The sequence below is a fragment of the Chryseobacterium sp. CT-SW4 genome (assembly GCF_048572715.1).
In the GTDB taxonomy this organism is placed as follows: domain Bacteria; phylum Bacteroidota; class Bacteroidia; order Flavobacteriales; family Weeksellaceae; genus Chryseobacterium.
The window spans coordinates 3,097,539-3,115,218 of record NZ_CP183840.1; the positions used below are offsets into that span (position 1 = coordinate 3,097,539).

General features: G+C 38.4%; 4 protein-coding genes, 2 tRNA genes and 2 rRNA genes. All 8 read right to left on the reverse strand.

What is annotated here, in order from left to right; all coding sequences use genetic code 11:
- Positions 1-121: 121 nt before the first annotated feature.
- The 8 genes from ABJ974_RS13920 to sov all read right to left on the reverse strand — a co-directional run bounded on the left by ABJ974_RS13920 (position 122) and on the right by sov (position 17,651).
- A 23S ribosomal RNA gene (locus ABJ974_RS13920) occupies positions 122-2,875 on the reverse strand.
- A 173-nt stretch (positions 2,876-3,048) separates the two neighbouring features.
- Positions 3,049-3,122 (reverse strand) — tRNA-Ala (locus ABJ974_RS13925).
- Positions 3,123-3,203: 81 nt separating this feature from the next.
- Positions 3,204-3,277, reverse strand: a tRNA-Ile gene (locus ABJ974_RS13930).
- A 195-nt stretch (positions 3,278-3,472) separates the two neighbouring features.
- Positions 3,473-4,989: ribosomal RNA gene (locus tag ABJ974_RS13935) — 16S ribosomal RNA — on the reverse strand.
- The 16S and 23S rRNA genes sit together here with 2 tRNA genes alongside, the layout of an rRNA operon.
- A gap of 753 nt (positions 4,990-5,742) precedes the next feature.
- Positions 5,743-6,069 carry a VanZ family protein gene (locus ABJ974_RS13940; RefSeq protein WP_419870977.1) on the reverse strand — a complete coding sequence of 109 codons (327 nt, stop codon included), beginning with the start codon at positions 6,067-6,069 and terminating at the stop codon, positions 5,743-5,745.
- Positions 6,070-6,094: 25 nt separating this feature from the next.
- A complete protein-coding gene (gene gcvH, locus ABJ974_RS13945; RefSeq protein WP_292009243.1) occupies positions 6,095-6,472 on the reverse strand; it encodes a glycine cleavage system protein GcvH in 378 nt (125 codons plus the stop codon).
- Between the two features lie 122 nt (positions 6,473-6,594).
- Positions 6,595-10,257 (reverse strand): T9SS type A sorting domain-containing protein, encoded by a 3,663-nt coding sequence (locus tag ABJ974_RS13950; RefSeq protein ID WP_419868837.1) that lies wholly within the window; start codon positions 10,255-10,257, stop codon positions 6,595-6,597.
- 392 nt (positions 10,258-10,649) lie between these two features.
- The gene (sov, locus tag ABJ974_RS13955; RefSeq protein WP_419868838.1) at positions 10,650-17,651 is read right to left on the reverse strand and encodes a T9SS outer membrane translocon Sov/SprA; all 7,002 of its coding nucleotides are present in this window, start codon (positions 17,649-17,651) and stop codon (positions 10,650-10,652) included.
- Between the last annotated feature and the right edge of the window lie 29 nt (positions 17,652-17,680).

Genomic DNA, 17,680 nt, shown 5'->3' on the forward strand with positions numbered 1-17,680 from the left:
AAGCTCTTGGCTTACAGCATAAAGCATACTGCTTGTTTATCGGTAAATTTCATCACAAAGGCAAAACCTGTAGCGCACTTATAAGGCTTGGTTTACAGTTTTCTGTAAAATAAACCTAATAGGCTATAAATCTACGGGTAATTAGTACTACTCGGCTATGCTGTTACCAACTTTACACCTGTAGCCTATCAACGTCGTCATCTACAACGACCCTTAAAAGATGTCTCATCTTGAGGCGAGTTTCGCACTTATATGCTTTCAGTGCTTATCTCTTCCAAACATAGCTACTCAGCGGTGCACCTGGCGGTACAACTGATACACCAGAGGTTTGTTCAATTCGGTCCTCTCGTACTAGAATCAAGTCCTCTCAAACATCTAACGCCCGCAATAGATAGAGACCGAACTGTCTCACGACGTTCTGAACCCAGCTCGCGTGCCACTTTAATGGGCGAACAGCCCAACCCTTGGGACCTTCTCCAGCCCCAGGATGTGACGAGCCGACATCGAGGTGCCGAACCTCCCCGTCGATGTGAGCTCTTGGGGGAGACTAGCCTGTTATCCCCGGAGTACCTTTTATCCTATGAGCGATGGCCCTTCCATACGGAACCACCGGATCACTATGTCCTGCTTTCGCACCTGATCGACTTGTTGGTCTCACAGTCAAGCACCCTTATGCCATTACACTCTACGCACGGTTACCAAGCGTGCTGAGGGTACCTTTGAAAGCCTCCGTTACTCTTTTGGAGGCGACCACCCCAGTCAAACTACCCACCACGCAATGTCCTTCTTTCGAAGTTAGGCTCCAAGTAAACAAAGGGTGGTATTTCAACGTTGGCTCCACCTACACTAGCGTGCAAGCTTCATAGCCTCCCACCTATCCTACACATTGTTTACTCAAAGTCAATACGAAGTTATAGTAAAGGTTCACAGGGTCTTTTCGTCCCATTGCGGGTAATCGGCATCTTCACCGATACTACAATTTCACCGAGCTCGTGGCTGAGACAGTGCCCAGATCGTTACACCATTCGTGCAGGTCGGAACTTACCCGACAAGGAATTTCGCTACCTTAGGACCGTTATAGTTACGGCCGCCGTTTACTGGGGCTTCAGTTAATGCCTTCGCTTACGCTAAGCACCTTCCTTAACCTTCCAGCACCGGGCAGGTGTCAGACCCTATACAGCATCTTTCGATTTAGCAGAGTCCTGTGTTTTTGATAAACAGTCGCCTGGGCCTCTTCACTGCGGCCTCCCCGGAGGGAGGCGTCTCTTATTCCGAAGTTACGAGACTATTTTGCCTAGTTCCTTAGCCACGACTCACTCGAGCACCTTAGGATTCTCTCCTCGACCACCTGTGTCGGTTTTGGTACGGGTTGCTTCACTTCGGCTTTTCTTGGATCAGATTACACTACAGCAGCTTCGCCCGAAGGCTAGGCCTTGACTATTCCGTCAGTCTCCAGCAGCTACATCCAACCGTCCCCTTTTATTGTGAGCAAGTATGGGAATATTAACCCATTGTCCATCCACTACCCCTTTCGGGTTCGCGTTAGGTCCCGACTAACCCTCAGCTGATTAGCATGGCTGAGGAAACCTTAGTCTTTCGGTGAGGGGGTTTCTCGCCCCCTTTATCGTTACTTATGCCTACATTTTCTTTTCTATCCGCTCCACAATACCTCACGATACTGCTTCGGCGCAAATAGAATGCTCTCCTACCAGATGTACATAAAGTACAAATCCATAGCTTCGGTAATATGCTTATGCCCGATTATTATCCATGCCGAACCGCTCGACTAGTGAGCTGTTACGCACTCTTTAAATGAATGGCTGCTTCCAAGCCAACATCCTAGCTGTCAATGCAGTTCAACCGCGTTGCTTCAACTTAGCATATATTTGGGGACCTTAGCTGGTGGTCTGGGTTCTTTCCCTTTCGGACATGGACCTTAGCACCCATGCCCTCACTGCCGACGAACATTTATTAGCATTCGGAGTTTGTCAGGAATTGGTAGGTGGTGAAACCCCCGCATCCAATCAGTAGCTCTACCTCTAATAAACTTAACATCGACGCTGCACCTAAATGCATTTCGGAGAGTACGAGCTATCTCCCAGTTTGATTGGCCTTTCACCCCTACCCACAGGTCATCCGAAGACTTTTCAACGTCAACCGGTTCGGTCCTCCACTCTGTGTTACCAGAGCTTCAACCTGCCCATGGGTAGATCACAAGGTTTCGCGTCTAATCCTACTAACTATCCGCCCTATTCAGACTCGCTTTCGCTCCGGCTCCGTAACTTAATTACTTAACCTCGCTAGTAAAATTAACTCGTAGGCTCATTATGCAAAAGGCACGCCGTCACACCTTAATGGTGCTCCGACCGCTTGTAGGCGTACGGTTTCAGGTTCTATTTCACCCTTCTATTCGAAGTGCTTTTCACCTTTCCTTCACAGTACTTGTTCACTATCGGTCTTTCAGGAGTATTTAGCCTTGGAGGATGGTCCCCCCATATTCAGACAGGATTTCACGTGTCCCGCCATACTCATTTATCATCTTTATATACCTTTCGAGTACAGGATTATCACCTTCTATGATTGTTCTTTCCAGAACATTCCTCTAAACATATAAAAACTTTTGGGCTAATCCGCTTTCGCTCGCCACTACTTACGGAATCTCTTCGATTTCTTTTCCTCCGGGTACTTAGATGTTTCAGTTCTCCGGGTTTGCCCCTCCTAAGAGGTAATACATCTTCAATGTATTGGGTTGCCCCATTCGGACATCTCGGGATCAATTCGTGTGTGCCAATCCCCCGAGCTTTTCGCAGCTTACCACGTCCTTCGTCGCCTCTGAAAGCCTAGGCATCCGCCATACGCCCTTAACGATTTCTTTCCTATTTTTTTAGGTTACTCAAGCACTTATAAGTGCTCGGTTTTCTCTTTGTGATGTCTTTACCGTTAATGTCAATGATCTTTAATTCTTCTGTATTAATGTAAAACGTATTCATGTATCAATGACGGCTCTCGTCATGAGGTTTACATGTCTAGTTTTACCAATACAAACTGTGGAGAATAAGGGAGTCGAACCCTTGACCTCCTGCGTGCAAGGCAGGCGCTCTAGCCAGCTGAGCTAATTCCCCGCTAGGTGCTTTTAGCTTTGGGCTTCTTGCTATTGGCTAAGGGCCAGTAGCTAGTCGCTATTTGCTATCCGCTTTAATTAGTAGTCTCGGGCAGGCTCGAACTGCCGACCTCTACATTATCAGTGTAGCGCTCTAACCAGCTGAGCTACGAGACTCTTTTACGAGTCATAAGGCATGAGCCAGAGGTTATTCTCTAATCCCTTTTTCATGTCTCTTTCTCTTTCCCTGATACTAATTTCTAGTGGGTTATATCTTATATATATACCAACCAAACAAAAAAACTAAAGCTTAACTTTAAGAAAGATTTTTGTACTTGCGTACTAATTTTTTTATCGTCTTACGACGCTCTAAAATGAGATGTTCCAGCCGCACCTTCCGGTACGGCTACCTTGTTACGACTTAGCCCTAGTTACCTGTTTTACCCTAGGCAGCTCCTTTTACGGTCACCGACTTCAGGTACCCCAGACTTCCATGGCTTGACGGGCGGTGTGTACAAGGCCCGGGAACGTATTCACCGCGCCATGGCTGATGCGCGATTACTAGCGATTCCAGCTTCATAGAGTCGAGTTGCAGACTCCAATCCGAACTGAGACCGGCTTTCGAGATTCGCATCACATCGCTGTGTAGCTGCCCTCTGTACCGGCCATTGTATTACGTGTGTGGCCCAAGGCGTAAGGGCCGTGATGATTTGACGTCATCCCCACCTTCCTCTCTACTTGCGTAGGCAGTCTCACTAGAGTCCCCAACTTAATGATGGCAACTAGTGACAGGGGTTGCGCTCGTTGCAGGACTTAACCTAACACCTCACGGCACGAGCTGACGACAACCATGCAGCACCTTGAAAATTGTCCGAAGAAAACCGTATTTCTACAGCTGTCAATTCCCATTTAAGCCTTGGTAAGGTTCCTCGCGTATCATCGAATTAAACCACATAATCCACCGCTTGTGCGGGCCCCCGTCAATTCCTTTGAGTTTCAAACTTGCGTTCGTACTCCCCAGGTGGCTAACTTATCACTTTCGCTTAGTCTCTGAACCCGAAAGCCCAAAAACGAGTTAGCATCGTTTACAGCGTGGACTACCAGGGTATCTAATCCTGTTCGCTCCCCACGCTTTCGTCCATCAGCGTCAGTTGTAACTTAGTAACCTGCCTTCGCAATTGGTGTTCTAAGTAATATCTATGCATTTCACCGCTACACTACTTATTCCAGCTACTTCAACTACACTCAAGACTTGCAGTATCAATGGCAGTTTCACAGTTAAGCTGTGAGATTTCACCACTGACTTACAAATCAGCCTACGGACCCTTTAAACCCAATAAATCCGGATAACGCTTGCACCCTCCGTATTACCGCGGCTGCTGGCACGGAGTTAGCCGGTGCTTATTCGTATAGTACCTTCAGCTAGATACACGTATCTAGGTTTATCCCTATACAAAAGAAGTTTACAACCCATAGGGCCGTCGTCCTTCACGCGGGATGGCTGGATCAGGCGCTAACCCATTGTCCAATATTCCTCACTGCTGCCTCCCGTAGGAGTCTGGTCCGTGTCTCAGTACCAGTGTGGGGGATCACCCTCTCAGGCCCCCTAAAGATCACTGACTTGGTGAGCCGTTACCTCACCAACTATCTAATCTTGCGCGTGCCCATCTCTATCCACCGGAGTTTTCAATAATCATTGATGCCAATAATTATATTATGGGGTATTAATCTCCCTTTCGGAAGGCTATCCCCCAGATAAAGGCAGGTTGCACACGTGTTCCGCACCCGTACGCCGCTCTCTAATTCCCGAAAGAATTATACCGCTCGGCTTGCATGTGTTAGGCCTCCCGCTAGCGTTCATCCTGAGCCAGGATCAAACTCTCCATTGTATGTTTGTATCTCTCTCTCAAAGGTTTTAACGCTTTAGTTTTTTCCTTACTTGGTTGTTATATCTTATTTCAATGATCTCTTCTCTTTCGCTACATACAAAACTAATCCTCTGTCTGTTTCATTCCGTATTTGCGAGTGCAAAAGTATGTATTTATTTCTTATCGACCAAATCTTTCTGAAAAAAAATTAAAGTTTTTTTTTAATAACCCTAAATTCCCATCCTAATTCAATCTTAACTCCTGCGCTACCCTCGATAAAAGGGTGGGCAAAGATAATCAACTTTATCTCTATATCCAAAAGTTTTTATACCTTTTTTTAAAAGATTGTTTGCTAATTTTAATTTTATACTCCTGCGCTACTGTTTCTTTTTCAGTGCTGCAAAGATAGAATCTTTTAGTCTCCCATTCCAAAAGTTTATATCCCTATTTTTTTACTTGGGGATAACTTTTATTGTAATTGGCTATTTTATAATTTGTTAGGAATTATCAATACGTTACTAACATTGATCATGGAAGAGATATGAAGGGGGGTATAGAGTTATATTACACCGTTAGAAGAGGGAAATGAGGGAGGGATTGCAAGGAAAAAAGAAGCTTTACTGCTGAGAACTGTTAAAGATTCTTCGCTGCGCTCTGAAGGACATGTTATACTGTCCGTGTTATAGGGGTAGATTTTTCACGCTATACTTCCAGGTTTATATATGGCTAATATAATGAGGGTATGTGAAGGACAGGAAAATAATGGAGGAATTATTAGAAAAACCTTTTGATCAGTATTTTATAGGTATAATAACCGAGCAAGCATCCAATCACATCCGCAACTATATCCAATGTTTCCATGGATCTGCCGAGATGCATTTCTTCCTGTAAAATCTCCGTTAAGAAAGCATAGATAAGAATGATCTGAAAGAAATAAGAAAATTTAATTTTAGGAAAAGCTGCTATAAAGGAAAAACCCAGCATGGCAAATATGCTTATATGCAATACTTTATCAATGCCATTAAACATGAACCAGTATTCATGGTTTTCTACTCCGGGTTTGAGCAGCATATAAGTAAGAAATGCCCAATAAATGGGCAAAATCTTACTAAATATTTTTGAAATTCTATCCAATGATAGCTTGATATTCTTCTGCTGAAAGTAATTCTGAATGATCTGCACCATCTGCAATTTCTAATTTAATGATCCATCCTTCTCCGTATGGTTCAGAATTTAATAGTTCAGGCTGATCTTCCAAAGCTGAGTTAAATTCAATCACTTTTCCGGAGATCGGTAAAAATAAGTCCGAAACTGTTTTTACAGCCTCTACACTTCCGAAAACATCTCCTCCGTTAAGATCATCATCAACAGTATCTACATCTACATAAACTATATCTCCTAATTCTCCCTGAGCAAAATCAGTGATACCAATGGTAGCTACATTTCCTTCGATCTTAATCCATTCGTGATCTTTCGTGTACTTTAATTCTGACGGTGTGTTCATTTTTAATGTTTTTATATTCCACAAATGTATTTAAAATTATACAAGCTTCAAAATACAATTATGTTTCCTTTAGCAAAAATTAATTAAAAATAAAATCGCTACGTTGTAGCGATTTTATTCATTTATTTTTTGACTATTTTATAAGAGAAAGTTTTACCTAATTTATCCGTTAAAGTTATAATATAAGTCCCCGTTGGATAATGAGAAAGATCAAATTCTGTAATTTTTGTAAATGTTTTTTTTGATATTAATATTTTACCATCTATTGAGTGCAACTGTGAGGATGCAAAATTATTTTCTTTTCCATCCAAATTAATATAAACAATACCTTTAGTAGGATTAGGGTATACTTTAATATTGCTTTGATTTATAACAAATTGGTTAATATCATTATTTTTTTCATTTAATATTATTTCCCCATAATAAGGCTTGTTTTCTTCCTTTAATGATTGTTGTCTTAAATAAAGAGATTCATCCGGAGTCTCAGTAAGTACTGGATTAAGCATATCATCAAACATAAAAGAACATGTAGGAATATCTGCAGGCAGCGATTCCTGTGGTATTGCATGAAGTTCTGCTCCAGAGGAAGAGGTAAAGGTAAAACCTGGTTTCATAACTATTGAATATTTACCATATAAAGTAACATTTTTATCCCCGCTAACTGGATCTGTCTTATTGTCTAAGATTACAGTTTTAATGTCGTATGTTTTTGTATTATAATAAGTACCAATATATGGATAGCCTATAGGAAAATAATTAGTATTTGCATAAATAAGGTTATTATATTCAGTTTTATTATTTGCTACTCCTTTATCAAAAAACAAATGATCAATCTTTTTTGGTCTGTGGTAAGCTCCTGAATAATAAGGGGAGTCATTATTATAAACGACATATGGATGCGTTAGATAATTAAATTCTTTTATACTTAAAGTTCTATCATTTATGGAGTAATTATTTATAGTTCCCCGATTAATAATATCTAAGGTTATTAAATAATCTTTATTATTGCCTACTACATTCTCCCATTTATAAAAATTAATATTATTTGTAATCCAAGATCCATTGGAATTAATAAAATTAACATATTGATGGGTTGGAAATTCTCCACTAGGGGAAGAGACCCCTAATTTTGTGATTTTTATTATTTCATTATCTCTAATAACAAATTTCGTTTCTCCAACTGAGTATTTAAATTCATCCGATATTGACGGGTGGGATACTGAATTATTAGATATGTTCAAAGACATTAAGGCATAACTTGCTCCTCCTAAAGTATTCTTCTTATTATATATAAATAAAAAATCTTTATCAGTTTTCTTAAAAATATCAGAAATACCTGATAAATATGGGTTTCCTAAAAAGATATTCGGTAAAGTTTTATAAAAAATAAGATTTGGAGAATTAGATACAAAAGAATATATATCCATTCTATTATCATAAGTATAATCTGCATTATTTCCTTTTATTAAAAAAACTTTGTCGTCCAACATTTTGATATTCATACGTTCTGCATAATTTAAAACTATAACATTTTTTGCATGACTCCAGCTATTACTAGAATCACTAAATAAATATGAATCTATCACTTCCTTACTTCCCTCTTTTCTAGCCAATAATAAGCGATTTTTATTAAATTCATGGCTTTTAAAATAACCATTAAATGGAGGTTGAAGGTTGGCAGCTATCGGATAAAAACCTACATATACTAATTCATCATTTACCACTTTGTAAGTCTGAAGTTCATAATTCATATATACGGTATTCTCATGACGTTTACTGGAATAAATCATGATGTGGACTTTATCGTCTGTAATTCCTACAATATCTACTCTAACTTCATTCAATTGTCCTAACCTTATAGGGTTTTGTATAATTATAGGTGCAGGCTTAAGATACTTCAATTTATTACAATCAGCTATTTTATAAATCCCCCATAATTCAAATTTATCAATTACCTGTTGGCTGCCTGTCCTATATATATTGGTGCTTACAGCAAACAAATTTTCCGATATATATAAAGATTTATTAATATAATCAAAATTAGTATTGGGTGAGTTTACATTTTCAGGAAAGTAATAAGCATTATTCCTTAAATAAATCTTTTTACCCCATGTATTTGAAGGATGAATCTTTCTTCCGTTTATATCAATAGGTATAACCTCGGCAGGACCTCCCTGTGGGCCAACAGGAACACCAGGATTAACTGTGATATTTATAGGTGATCCTATTTGAATTGATGTATTTGGACAATATGGACCTATTGACTGTACATTTGTTCCATTTGGGTTTAGCCATGGAGACATGGTGTAATAGTTATTGGAAAATCTTGAATAAGAAGTGAACCAAACACCATTATAGATATCTGGATTCTCACAAGTAAACATACTAGAAGCAGGCCCACTAGTCACCTTAGGCCCCGTAGATAATGTTCCTATCAGCTTTCCAAAGCTATTAAATAATGGTGATCCAGAAGATCCTTCTTCCACAATACCATCTCTCCAGGTAGTTTTTAAAAATGCTCCCAGAGAATTTTGTGGATCAAAAGGGATATTTTGGTTTATTGACACAGGAAACAAATCTTTCACAAATGATATTTTTTTGACATCTCCTTTGGGATGATGGATTCCATATGTATTCGAGACATTTACTTTATAGGAGTTTGGATTATTATCCCACCCTGCATAGCAAACTTTATATTTTGCCAAGGAGCTGGCAGTCCCCTTTAATTTTAACAATGCATAATCAAATGTCTGTTCAGAAGCCTGAGTCAGAACAGTACACCCTAAAACTGAATTATTTGACAAAGATGATGGTGCTTCAGAGCCATCACTTCCACAGGTTTTAGCTTCATAATTAAATAAAGTAATTAATTCCGTATTCCAATTCACATTATTATTTGCTGCCGCAGCTCCAATACAATGAGCTGCCGTCAAAAAATAGGGCGTACCATCCTGTTTTGTATTATTCATCAAATTACCTGTACAGGTTGCTGAATAGGTATGCTGGTTAACTCCCTGCTTATATATGGGATAAAGCATCAAACCAACAGATTTTATATTTCTAGATTTATCATCACTATCAGTAAAAACACAGGCCACATTTTTTGTACACTTACCCGCTTCTCCATAAGCTCCCCCCTTATAGAAATCTGTAATTGAATGTATTACTTTCTCTGTTATTAGCAAAGGTTTTTCTGTATTAGATACAGGATAAGACAATTCAATATAAAAAGTATTTCCAGGTATAGGCTGAGTCCCAAATTGAAGTCCTTTAATTGTTTTATCTGGATTATTCTTATCATTAAATTCCCCTAATATAAAACCACTTTCATTATAGAAGAATAGTTTACTACCTTGGGGCATATAATACTTTTTAAAGTAGACTTGTAATGCCAGTGCTTCAGCGGAACTGATTTTATACATATAATAATATCTTCCATCATATTCGATCCTATTGCTGTCATCTGAAATATTGATTTCTTTATAAAAAGCTTTACCATATATATCCTGAGAGACATAGGCTGTATCTTTCGTTGTTATACTTAAAAACTCATCTTTCAATCTCTGGTTTTTAACCCCTTCTATCTCAAAGGATGGAATTATGTTTTCTAATTCTCTTAATGGGATATAACCTCCTTTTTGATTTTTAAACTTGTCTTCAGTTGTATATCGACTTTCTATAAAAAGCTTGTCCTTCAAGAGAGGATATCCATTATCCCCTAGCTGACATTTAAATAAACCTGTCCATAAAACCAAAACAGGCAGTATATAATTTGTAAATTTCATCACTTATATTTAATATTTTATTTATTTGTTTCTTACTATTACTTCAATTCTTCGCAGTTTTTACAAGCTTATAAAACTTGCACTTCAATTTCCATTGAATCACTTTTTTATGTGAACTTATAATAAGCTAGATTTTCTGAAATTATTTTTTAATATGGTTAGAAAATCAATATTCAAAATTTATTTTAAAATGGGAAGATCGGTTAAACAGATGCCTATTAGTGGAGAAATAGCATTTGTATGTAAGACAAGTAGACTTACATTCAGTATTTTTTTTCATAATATTTATATTTTTTGCTAAAATATAAATATTAATTAAGCTTTTTGATTAACATAAAAAAAACAAAAGGCCTTATTTCTTAAATAAGGCCTTTTGTTTTTTTGTCTAATCCTTAGAACCCTCCAGAATCTCCGAATGTAAAGGTAGCAGAAATTCCTGCTCTGATAGTTGACAACGGGAACGCTGTAGATATCTTATATTTGGATGTCATCTGCTCATAGAATACTCTCAAGTTCAGGTTCTCAGAAACATTATAATCTGCTGATAATTTAATGTTCATTAATGTCTGTCCCCCCGTAACCTGGGAATCATCCAATAAAATATTAGTAATACTTGTTCTGCTGTCCCTCAAGGAGAAATCTCCACGGATATTAAGATCACTGCCTTTTGCCCGTCCTCCTCTGGCATTAGTCATCCCCAGTCTAAAGTTTCTGATAATATATCCTAAAGTGACTACATATTCTGAATTCGAATCTTCAGTAAGGGTATGGTTAACGAGCCCAAGCAACAACATTCTGTTTCTGTTATATTTCAGTCCAAACTGCATATTATTTCTCATCGTAACATCTACTCCCAACAGTGGAGAGAAAGACTCTACATAGCCTACCTGTGAGAACGTAAACGGATTGATAAAGTCTCCATTAACATCTATCATATTGTTAGTATTAAGTCCGTTAAAATAATCAATGCTTGACTGAACTCCGGTAGCGGTATAAGTAGCAGTGTAAGAGTGTAAAACATCGAATTTGCTAAAGTGACCATTAACAATAGGAATATTTTTCAATCCTGAATAGGTAAGTCTCCAGTTTGGCAATGGTAATCCTGCTTTTTTAGCATCTCCTATTTGTTTAGGCGATTTTCCTTCTACCGCAGCCCTGAAAGCAGGGATTAAAACATAAGCATTCGCAAGGCTATAGCCCTGAGCATATCCATCTGCTCCAAGGTTTGCAGTTCCTCCCAGCTGTTGTGAAATTGCCAGTGCATTTTGTTTTAATGCCTGATAAATTGCCTGCCCATCTTTAAAAGATGTTTTTAAAAGAACTACCGAGTTCGAATACGTTACCAGATCATCTGCATACGAATAATTATGATTTGCGTAATTAAGGTTCTGTATGTTATTAAATCCAGATTGCGAAAAATTCCTGTTATAATTATGTAAAGCACTCAGGTCTATACGGAATTCATTGATCGGTACAACCTGTAAATTAGCCCTAAACTCTCTTGTAGACATCCTTATATAGGCATCCGTCATATAATCCGAGGTACTGATCCATCCATTTTCTAAAACAGTTCTTCTTATATCGGCCTGCGATCCCAACAAGAATCCGAAAGTAGGTCCTCCACCTGTTTGTCCATAACCATACCAGTTCGGAGCAGACAGTAATCCAGGAAGCACAGTTCCGTTATTCTCTGAATAACTTACATCCAACTGCTTAAAGGAGGTTAGCATGAATGCTAAGCTTTGTAATGGCGTTAACTTATTTTTAAACTTATAGCTTTTAAATTTAAATCTTTTCTTCTCCCATTGCTGAGTATATACGTTGTTCAATGAGTCAATCTCCTGCTTACGCTTCTGAAGTTTAGCCGATATATTTTTGAAGTATTTAAACTGTCCGAAGAATTTAGGGAAATCTGCCGTAGCCGTAGCCTGGATCACATTGGTATTTTGTCCTATTGACCCTAGATTTCCTTCCGGGCTGGAAAGTAAGGCTGTAGATCTGGCATTCCAATTATAGGTAAATCCATATCCTACTTCTGCATCCATAAAGTCCAGATACGGTAAATACTGGAACGGAAGTTTATAATTCATCTGAACCCTGTGATTATACAATACAGGTCTTCCCGCACGGAGTACATTTCCAAAAATGGAGCTGTTGTCCATTGTATTCACATCAATATTATCGTTCAGTGTTCGCATGGTAGAATTAATTTCTAATTTCAAAGATTTCGTGAAATTAAATCCTAATCCATATTGCCAACCGAAATAGAAGTTTCTGTTTTTTATTGCGGCAAAATTATCATCAAAATTACCATTCAAAATTGCATCAACATTTCTGTATTCAAGCTCATTATAATTTCTGTCTACCTCAGCTCTGAATGATATTCTTGTCGGAACAGGATTGAAATTAAATTCTTTTATCCATCTCAGGTATTTAGTGGATTTAGCCGTATCACTGATCAGTTTATTAAACGGCTTAATCATCCAAGGCTTGAAGGTATAGTTGTAATCCACATATCCTTTAAGATATTGTCTGTAGTTTCTCTTGGTATAAATGTCTCTGTAGTAATCATCATTATAAACCGTAGTAATAGATATATTTTCTACATCGTAAAACTTAGGTTTTCTCTTTTGATTTACTCTTTCTTTGCGCATATTCACAATCCCGATACTTCTTTGCTGGGTATAGGTTCTTGCTACTTTTTTAAGCTGTTCTTTATTGGCAGCCTTATTAAATTCCACATCGGTATCCAGTGGATTGTATTTAGGGTCTTCAATGGTTTGTGAATAAGAGTAATTTAACGGAATTTTCATTCCACTTTTTTCAGGAAGCAGTTTATCTACATTGATGGATGTATTGATACTGAAAGCTGATTGTGAAGACTGTGTTCTTTCTGCCGGCTTTGAATCGATATTACCAAATCCAACTGAAGTATAAGATGCGCTTGTATTTACTACCGCAAAGTCACCCAGATTAAAGTTTAAGCTGGCATTTCCTGCATAACCTCCATCATTTTCGATTTCGGAAAGACGGATTTCATTAACCCAAAGCACCCTATTAAGTGGCACTGTACCTGAAACTCTATCTGCTGCATTTCTCACTCCTAACATAATTGTGGTAATATTTCCTAAACTTGGACGACCTTTTATATAAATCTTTTTAAAGTTATCCCCTCCTCCAAATTCAGGATCCAGTGTTCTATTACTTATTGTATTGGATGAATTTTTGTCTCTTCGTAGTTTTGCATCTACAAATTCCTGAATATCCAATTCGACATTATTCTCTGTAGGCCATATTTCTAACGGTGTAGTAGCTGTTTGCGGAGTTAGTACTAATGAAGCTTCATATTCATAATAGTTATCTGTTGCATCACTTCCAAATCGAATGAAAAATTTAGTTTTTTCATCCATTCCAACTTGTCTGAATTGAGTATCTTGAGCGTGAACAAAAAGCTTTAACTTTTTATACCTTCTCATATCCAAAGTGGTATTTTTGAATACTCCTCTTGCTTCGTTATTCACCAGATTGGTAACTTTCATATATAAGGACGCTTCATTTTGTCTTTGTGCTCCTGCATTTCCGCTCAACACCTGTCTGTCTATTCCCGGAGGCAATACATAAGGAGGTTGATTTAAAGCATTTTCTTCAATATTAACACTTCCTATTTCAAAGTTTTGCGGATCTGTAACCTCAACTGTACCTTCATCAGTAACCGTATCTCCATATTTTGCCAAGTTCCTGGTATATCTTCTCCAGTCCGATCTTACCAGATCCATGGTTCCGAATCTCAATGTCGAAGTCTGATCAAAGCCTGTTAATAATAATCTTGCAAACCTTACATTATTCAAAACTGAATCATCATGGTCTCCCTGATCTGCTACATACTGAGCCACCGGAATTCTGAATAAATACCATTTCACCGATGATTCCTGTCCGTTCTGGAATTTTGCCTGAACAGTTTTTACATCTACAATGTTATTTTCTCCTAAGACTAAGCTCGACTGATCTAAATTAACTTCATATTGATTATAACTTTCTGTCTGATCTAGGTTATAATCTTTATTGATATCTTCTGCATCCGGAGTTTGGGTCGCAACTTCCAAAGAGTTACTTTGAGAGTTTCCTTCCGGATTCCGGAAATATTTATATCGCTGAACAATAGAAGCAGCCTGACTACCCGTAAATCTGTCTGACATATAGAATACGAAATCATCTAATGCAGGGTCAGCTATATTGGTAACCGGATTTACAAATGTATTTCCAAATCTCATAGATTCCTGATCCGAGCTTAATCCATCATATCCTACGTCCTGAGCTGTTCTTTCTGCTCCTTCACTTGAGAAAGCATATAAGATCGGAGGCTGTTTAGGCTGTACCCCCCAATTGGAAGAGGTAGTTGTAGATGGTGTAGAAGCAGTTGGCAATCCATTTTCATACTGCATTAATCCGTCTTTCAAAATATCTTCTGAAACGTTTCCTAAATGTAATAAAAGCTTAGGATTCGCCCCCAGTGTATTTCCGTCTGCATACGGATCCATCATCCAGAATTCTACATATTCGATGTTGGAGTTTACAAAGTTAGATACAGTAATAGGTCTCATAATACCTCCCCATCTGTCCTGGGTAGACTCAGTATTAGGGTTTACGTTATACGGACCTCTTTCCTGCGGATAGTAAGAAAGGTCAAAAGTATTGGTAAAAGTTTGTTCTCCTGCTACAAAATCCCTATTGTTATAAATTTCCGAATATTGAACTCTACGGGATGCGTGATTGGAAACCGACTGAGCTGTAATTCCAGCAGGGGCAGTTCCTCCTACTCCCCAGAATCGAGGGTCAATATTATACCATGACATCAGCCCTCTTCCATATCCATTGGTAATATCATCATTAGCACCCGCGCCCTGGAATATTCCGGAATTTTTTTCAGGTTTGGAAGCCAAGCTCCATGCCGTAGGCTCCATCAATGATATCTTAGAAGTGGTCTGTTCAAAATCATCTATATAAGATTGATCGTTTGTACCTTTATTAATTCCCGGAATAAGATAGGCACCCTCCATTTTAAAATTAAGGTTGGATGGTGCTTCTGTTTTTACAAATGGTATTTTATTGGTAAGTCTGGTAAGGAAAGGAAGTTGGTTATTATACATAACGTTCATTCCCACCATTGTATTATTAACGGCTTCCTGTCCGTAATTTACTTTTTGAGTTAAAGGTGATTCGGAATAATTGACTACTGTTCCTCCCAAAATGAAGTTTTCATTGAAACGTCTTTCCAGGTTTAATCCTAAAAATCTTTTTCTCTGGGTATTGAATGTAAGCTGATTCTCCAATGAAATATTGATAGCCTGTCCGGACTGTTTAACATTTTCATTGATGATGGTAACCGTTCCCAGCAAATAATCCACTGTATAGTCGATTCCTTCTGTTAACTGTACCCCATTAGCCGTTACTTTTACCGACCCTTGAGGAACATTTACTGCCCCTAATGAAATACCTTGCCCCTGCGTTCCTTTATACCTTCCTTCAAGGGTATATCGCTGGGCAAGATTACCGGCCGAAGCCACTTGTTTTTGTTGGGTATATAAATCCGTAAACACATATTGTGGGTCATTACTTCCGAGTACACTTGCCATATAGCTACCGAAAGGCTGTGCTTTGGTAAATATAACTTTTCCGGTCTCTGCACGTATCGTGATCCCTTCAACAAAGTCGAAAATACCATCTCCCACAGTACCTCCATTCGTCTGAATATCTCCATTGGAGTTCAAGCGGTCCCAATTGAATAAGTTCAACAGGTTAGTATCCTGAACACTGGTATTGGGAAGGTAGTTTACTTTACCTCCTGTCTGAGCATCCCGGTAATATACATTTAATATGAAATCTTCCTGGCTTACCTGACTGGCATCCAGTGAATAGATATTTTTCATCATCAGGTCCCACATCGGAGAGGATGTTTTTACCGTGGAATTAGGCTTCAATACTTTAGTAACCAATACGGTACTTTCCTCGGAAAATTCTCCTACTTTATATACCTGGTTGGTACCACTTACCGTGTAAGAGTATGATACGGCCAATAGCTGGTTATCATTTAATTTCTGATTCAAGGAGATATATCCCAACTGGGTATTGAAGGTATATTCAGTTGCATTCAGCCTTCTGGCCTTTTTATTGAAAATAAACTGTTCTCCGTCGGTATAGGTTTCCGTACCTCCATTGGCATTGGGTAATGACTGCCCGTTAATCGTATTATAAGTGGTACTGGCATCTCTTAAACCAGCCCCTAAGCCGTTAACAGCCTGATACAATCCATTTTGAGAGTTATCCGGATAGCCGGAAGGACCATCTCCCAGATCCCGGATTCCCACTATGCTTTTCTGATAAGATAAATTGGTATTTCCCTGATCCAGTACCCAGGCTTCTAATCTTGTTACCGTTATTTTTGAATTTATCTGAGGATAGTTGAGTAATGCCCCGTCATAGTTATCTAAGAAATAATGTCCTAAGAAGTAGTGTTGATTCTCTTCATAGTCTATAGCATTTACTTTAAATGTATTGACTACACCTCCTCCCTGAACTACAATATTACGGGCTTCCCCCTGTTGTTGTGAGAGAACTACTGTTCCATATGTTTTTCCTAATTGAAATTCTGTTTTTACCCCGAAAAGAGATTCCGAACCACGAATCAAGCTGGTAGATAATGGCATGTTAACATTACCGAACTCCACTCTTTTAATAATTTTATCTTCTTTTCCGGCACCTGGAGAATTGATTTCATCCAAGCCTTTGCTTTGCAGGTCTTTCCAGCTTCCTGCCGACTGCCAGGTCACGTTCATCCTGTTTTCGAAGGCAAAACCACTTTGGGTATCATAATTGGCTTTAAGCTGTAGATTTTCACCCACTTTCCCCAATAATCCCAACTGTATTCTCTGATCTATATCGAAAGCAAAGCTTGTTCTGTTCTGTGGTAAAATAAGTGGATTGTCTATTTTCTGATAGAGACCGGCAAAATCAAAAGAAGCATATCCGGAAGGTATAATTTCAATTTTATTACTTCCAAAAATAGCTTCAAATAACTTGTTTTGAATGGTTAAGGATGGAATTAATCCTTTTTTCTTGGCATCTGTTTTATCTTTCCGGAACATTAAGCTGTACCGGTCGGATTTCTCCTTATAATAGGCTTTAGTTTGTGTCGTCAGGACAAATTCCCTGTAATCTTCAGGAGACATTGCCGTAGGAGGTCCTGTAATGGTATTCCCTATTTTAGGATACACATAATACATTCCTGTTTTTATGTCAAAGAAGGCTTCATACTGGGTAGGATCTGCTACTTCATAATCTTTCTTTATTGAAATACTGTCAGGATGATTAACCTGTGCATATGTAGTATATGACATACACAGGGAAAATAGGAACAAAAATAGTG

Coding starts and splice junctions, on each gene's coding strand:
- gcvH (WP_292009243.1), bottom strand. CDS start 6,472: ATGAACACACCGTCAGAATTAAAGTACACGAAAGATCACGAATGGATT.
- ABJ974_RS13950 (WP_419868837.1), bottom strand. CDS start 10,257: ATGAAATTTACAAATTATATACTGCCTGTTTTGGTTTTATGGACAGGT.
- sov (WP_419868838.1), bottom strand. CDS start 17,651: ATGTCATATACTACATATGCACAGGTTAATCATCCTGACAGTATTTCA.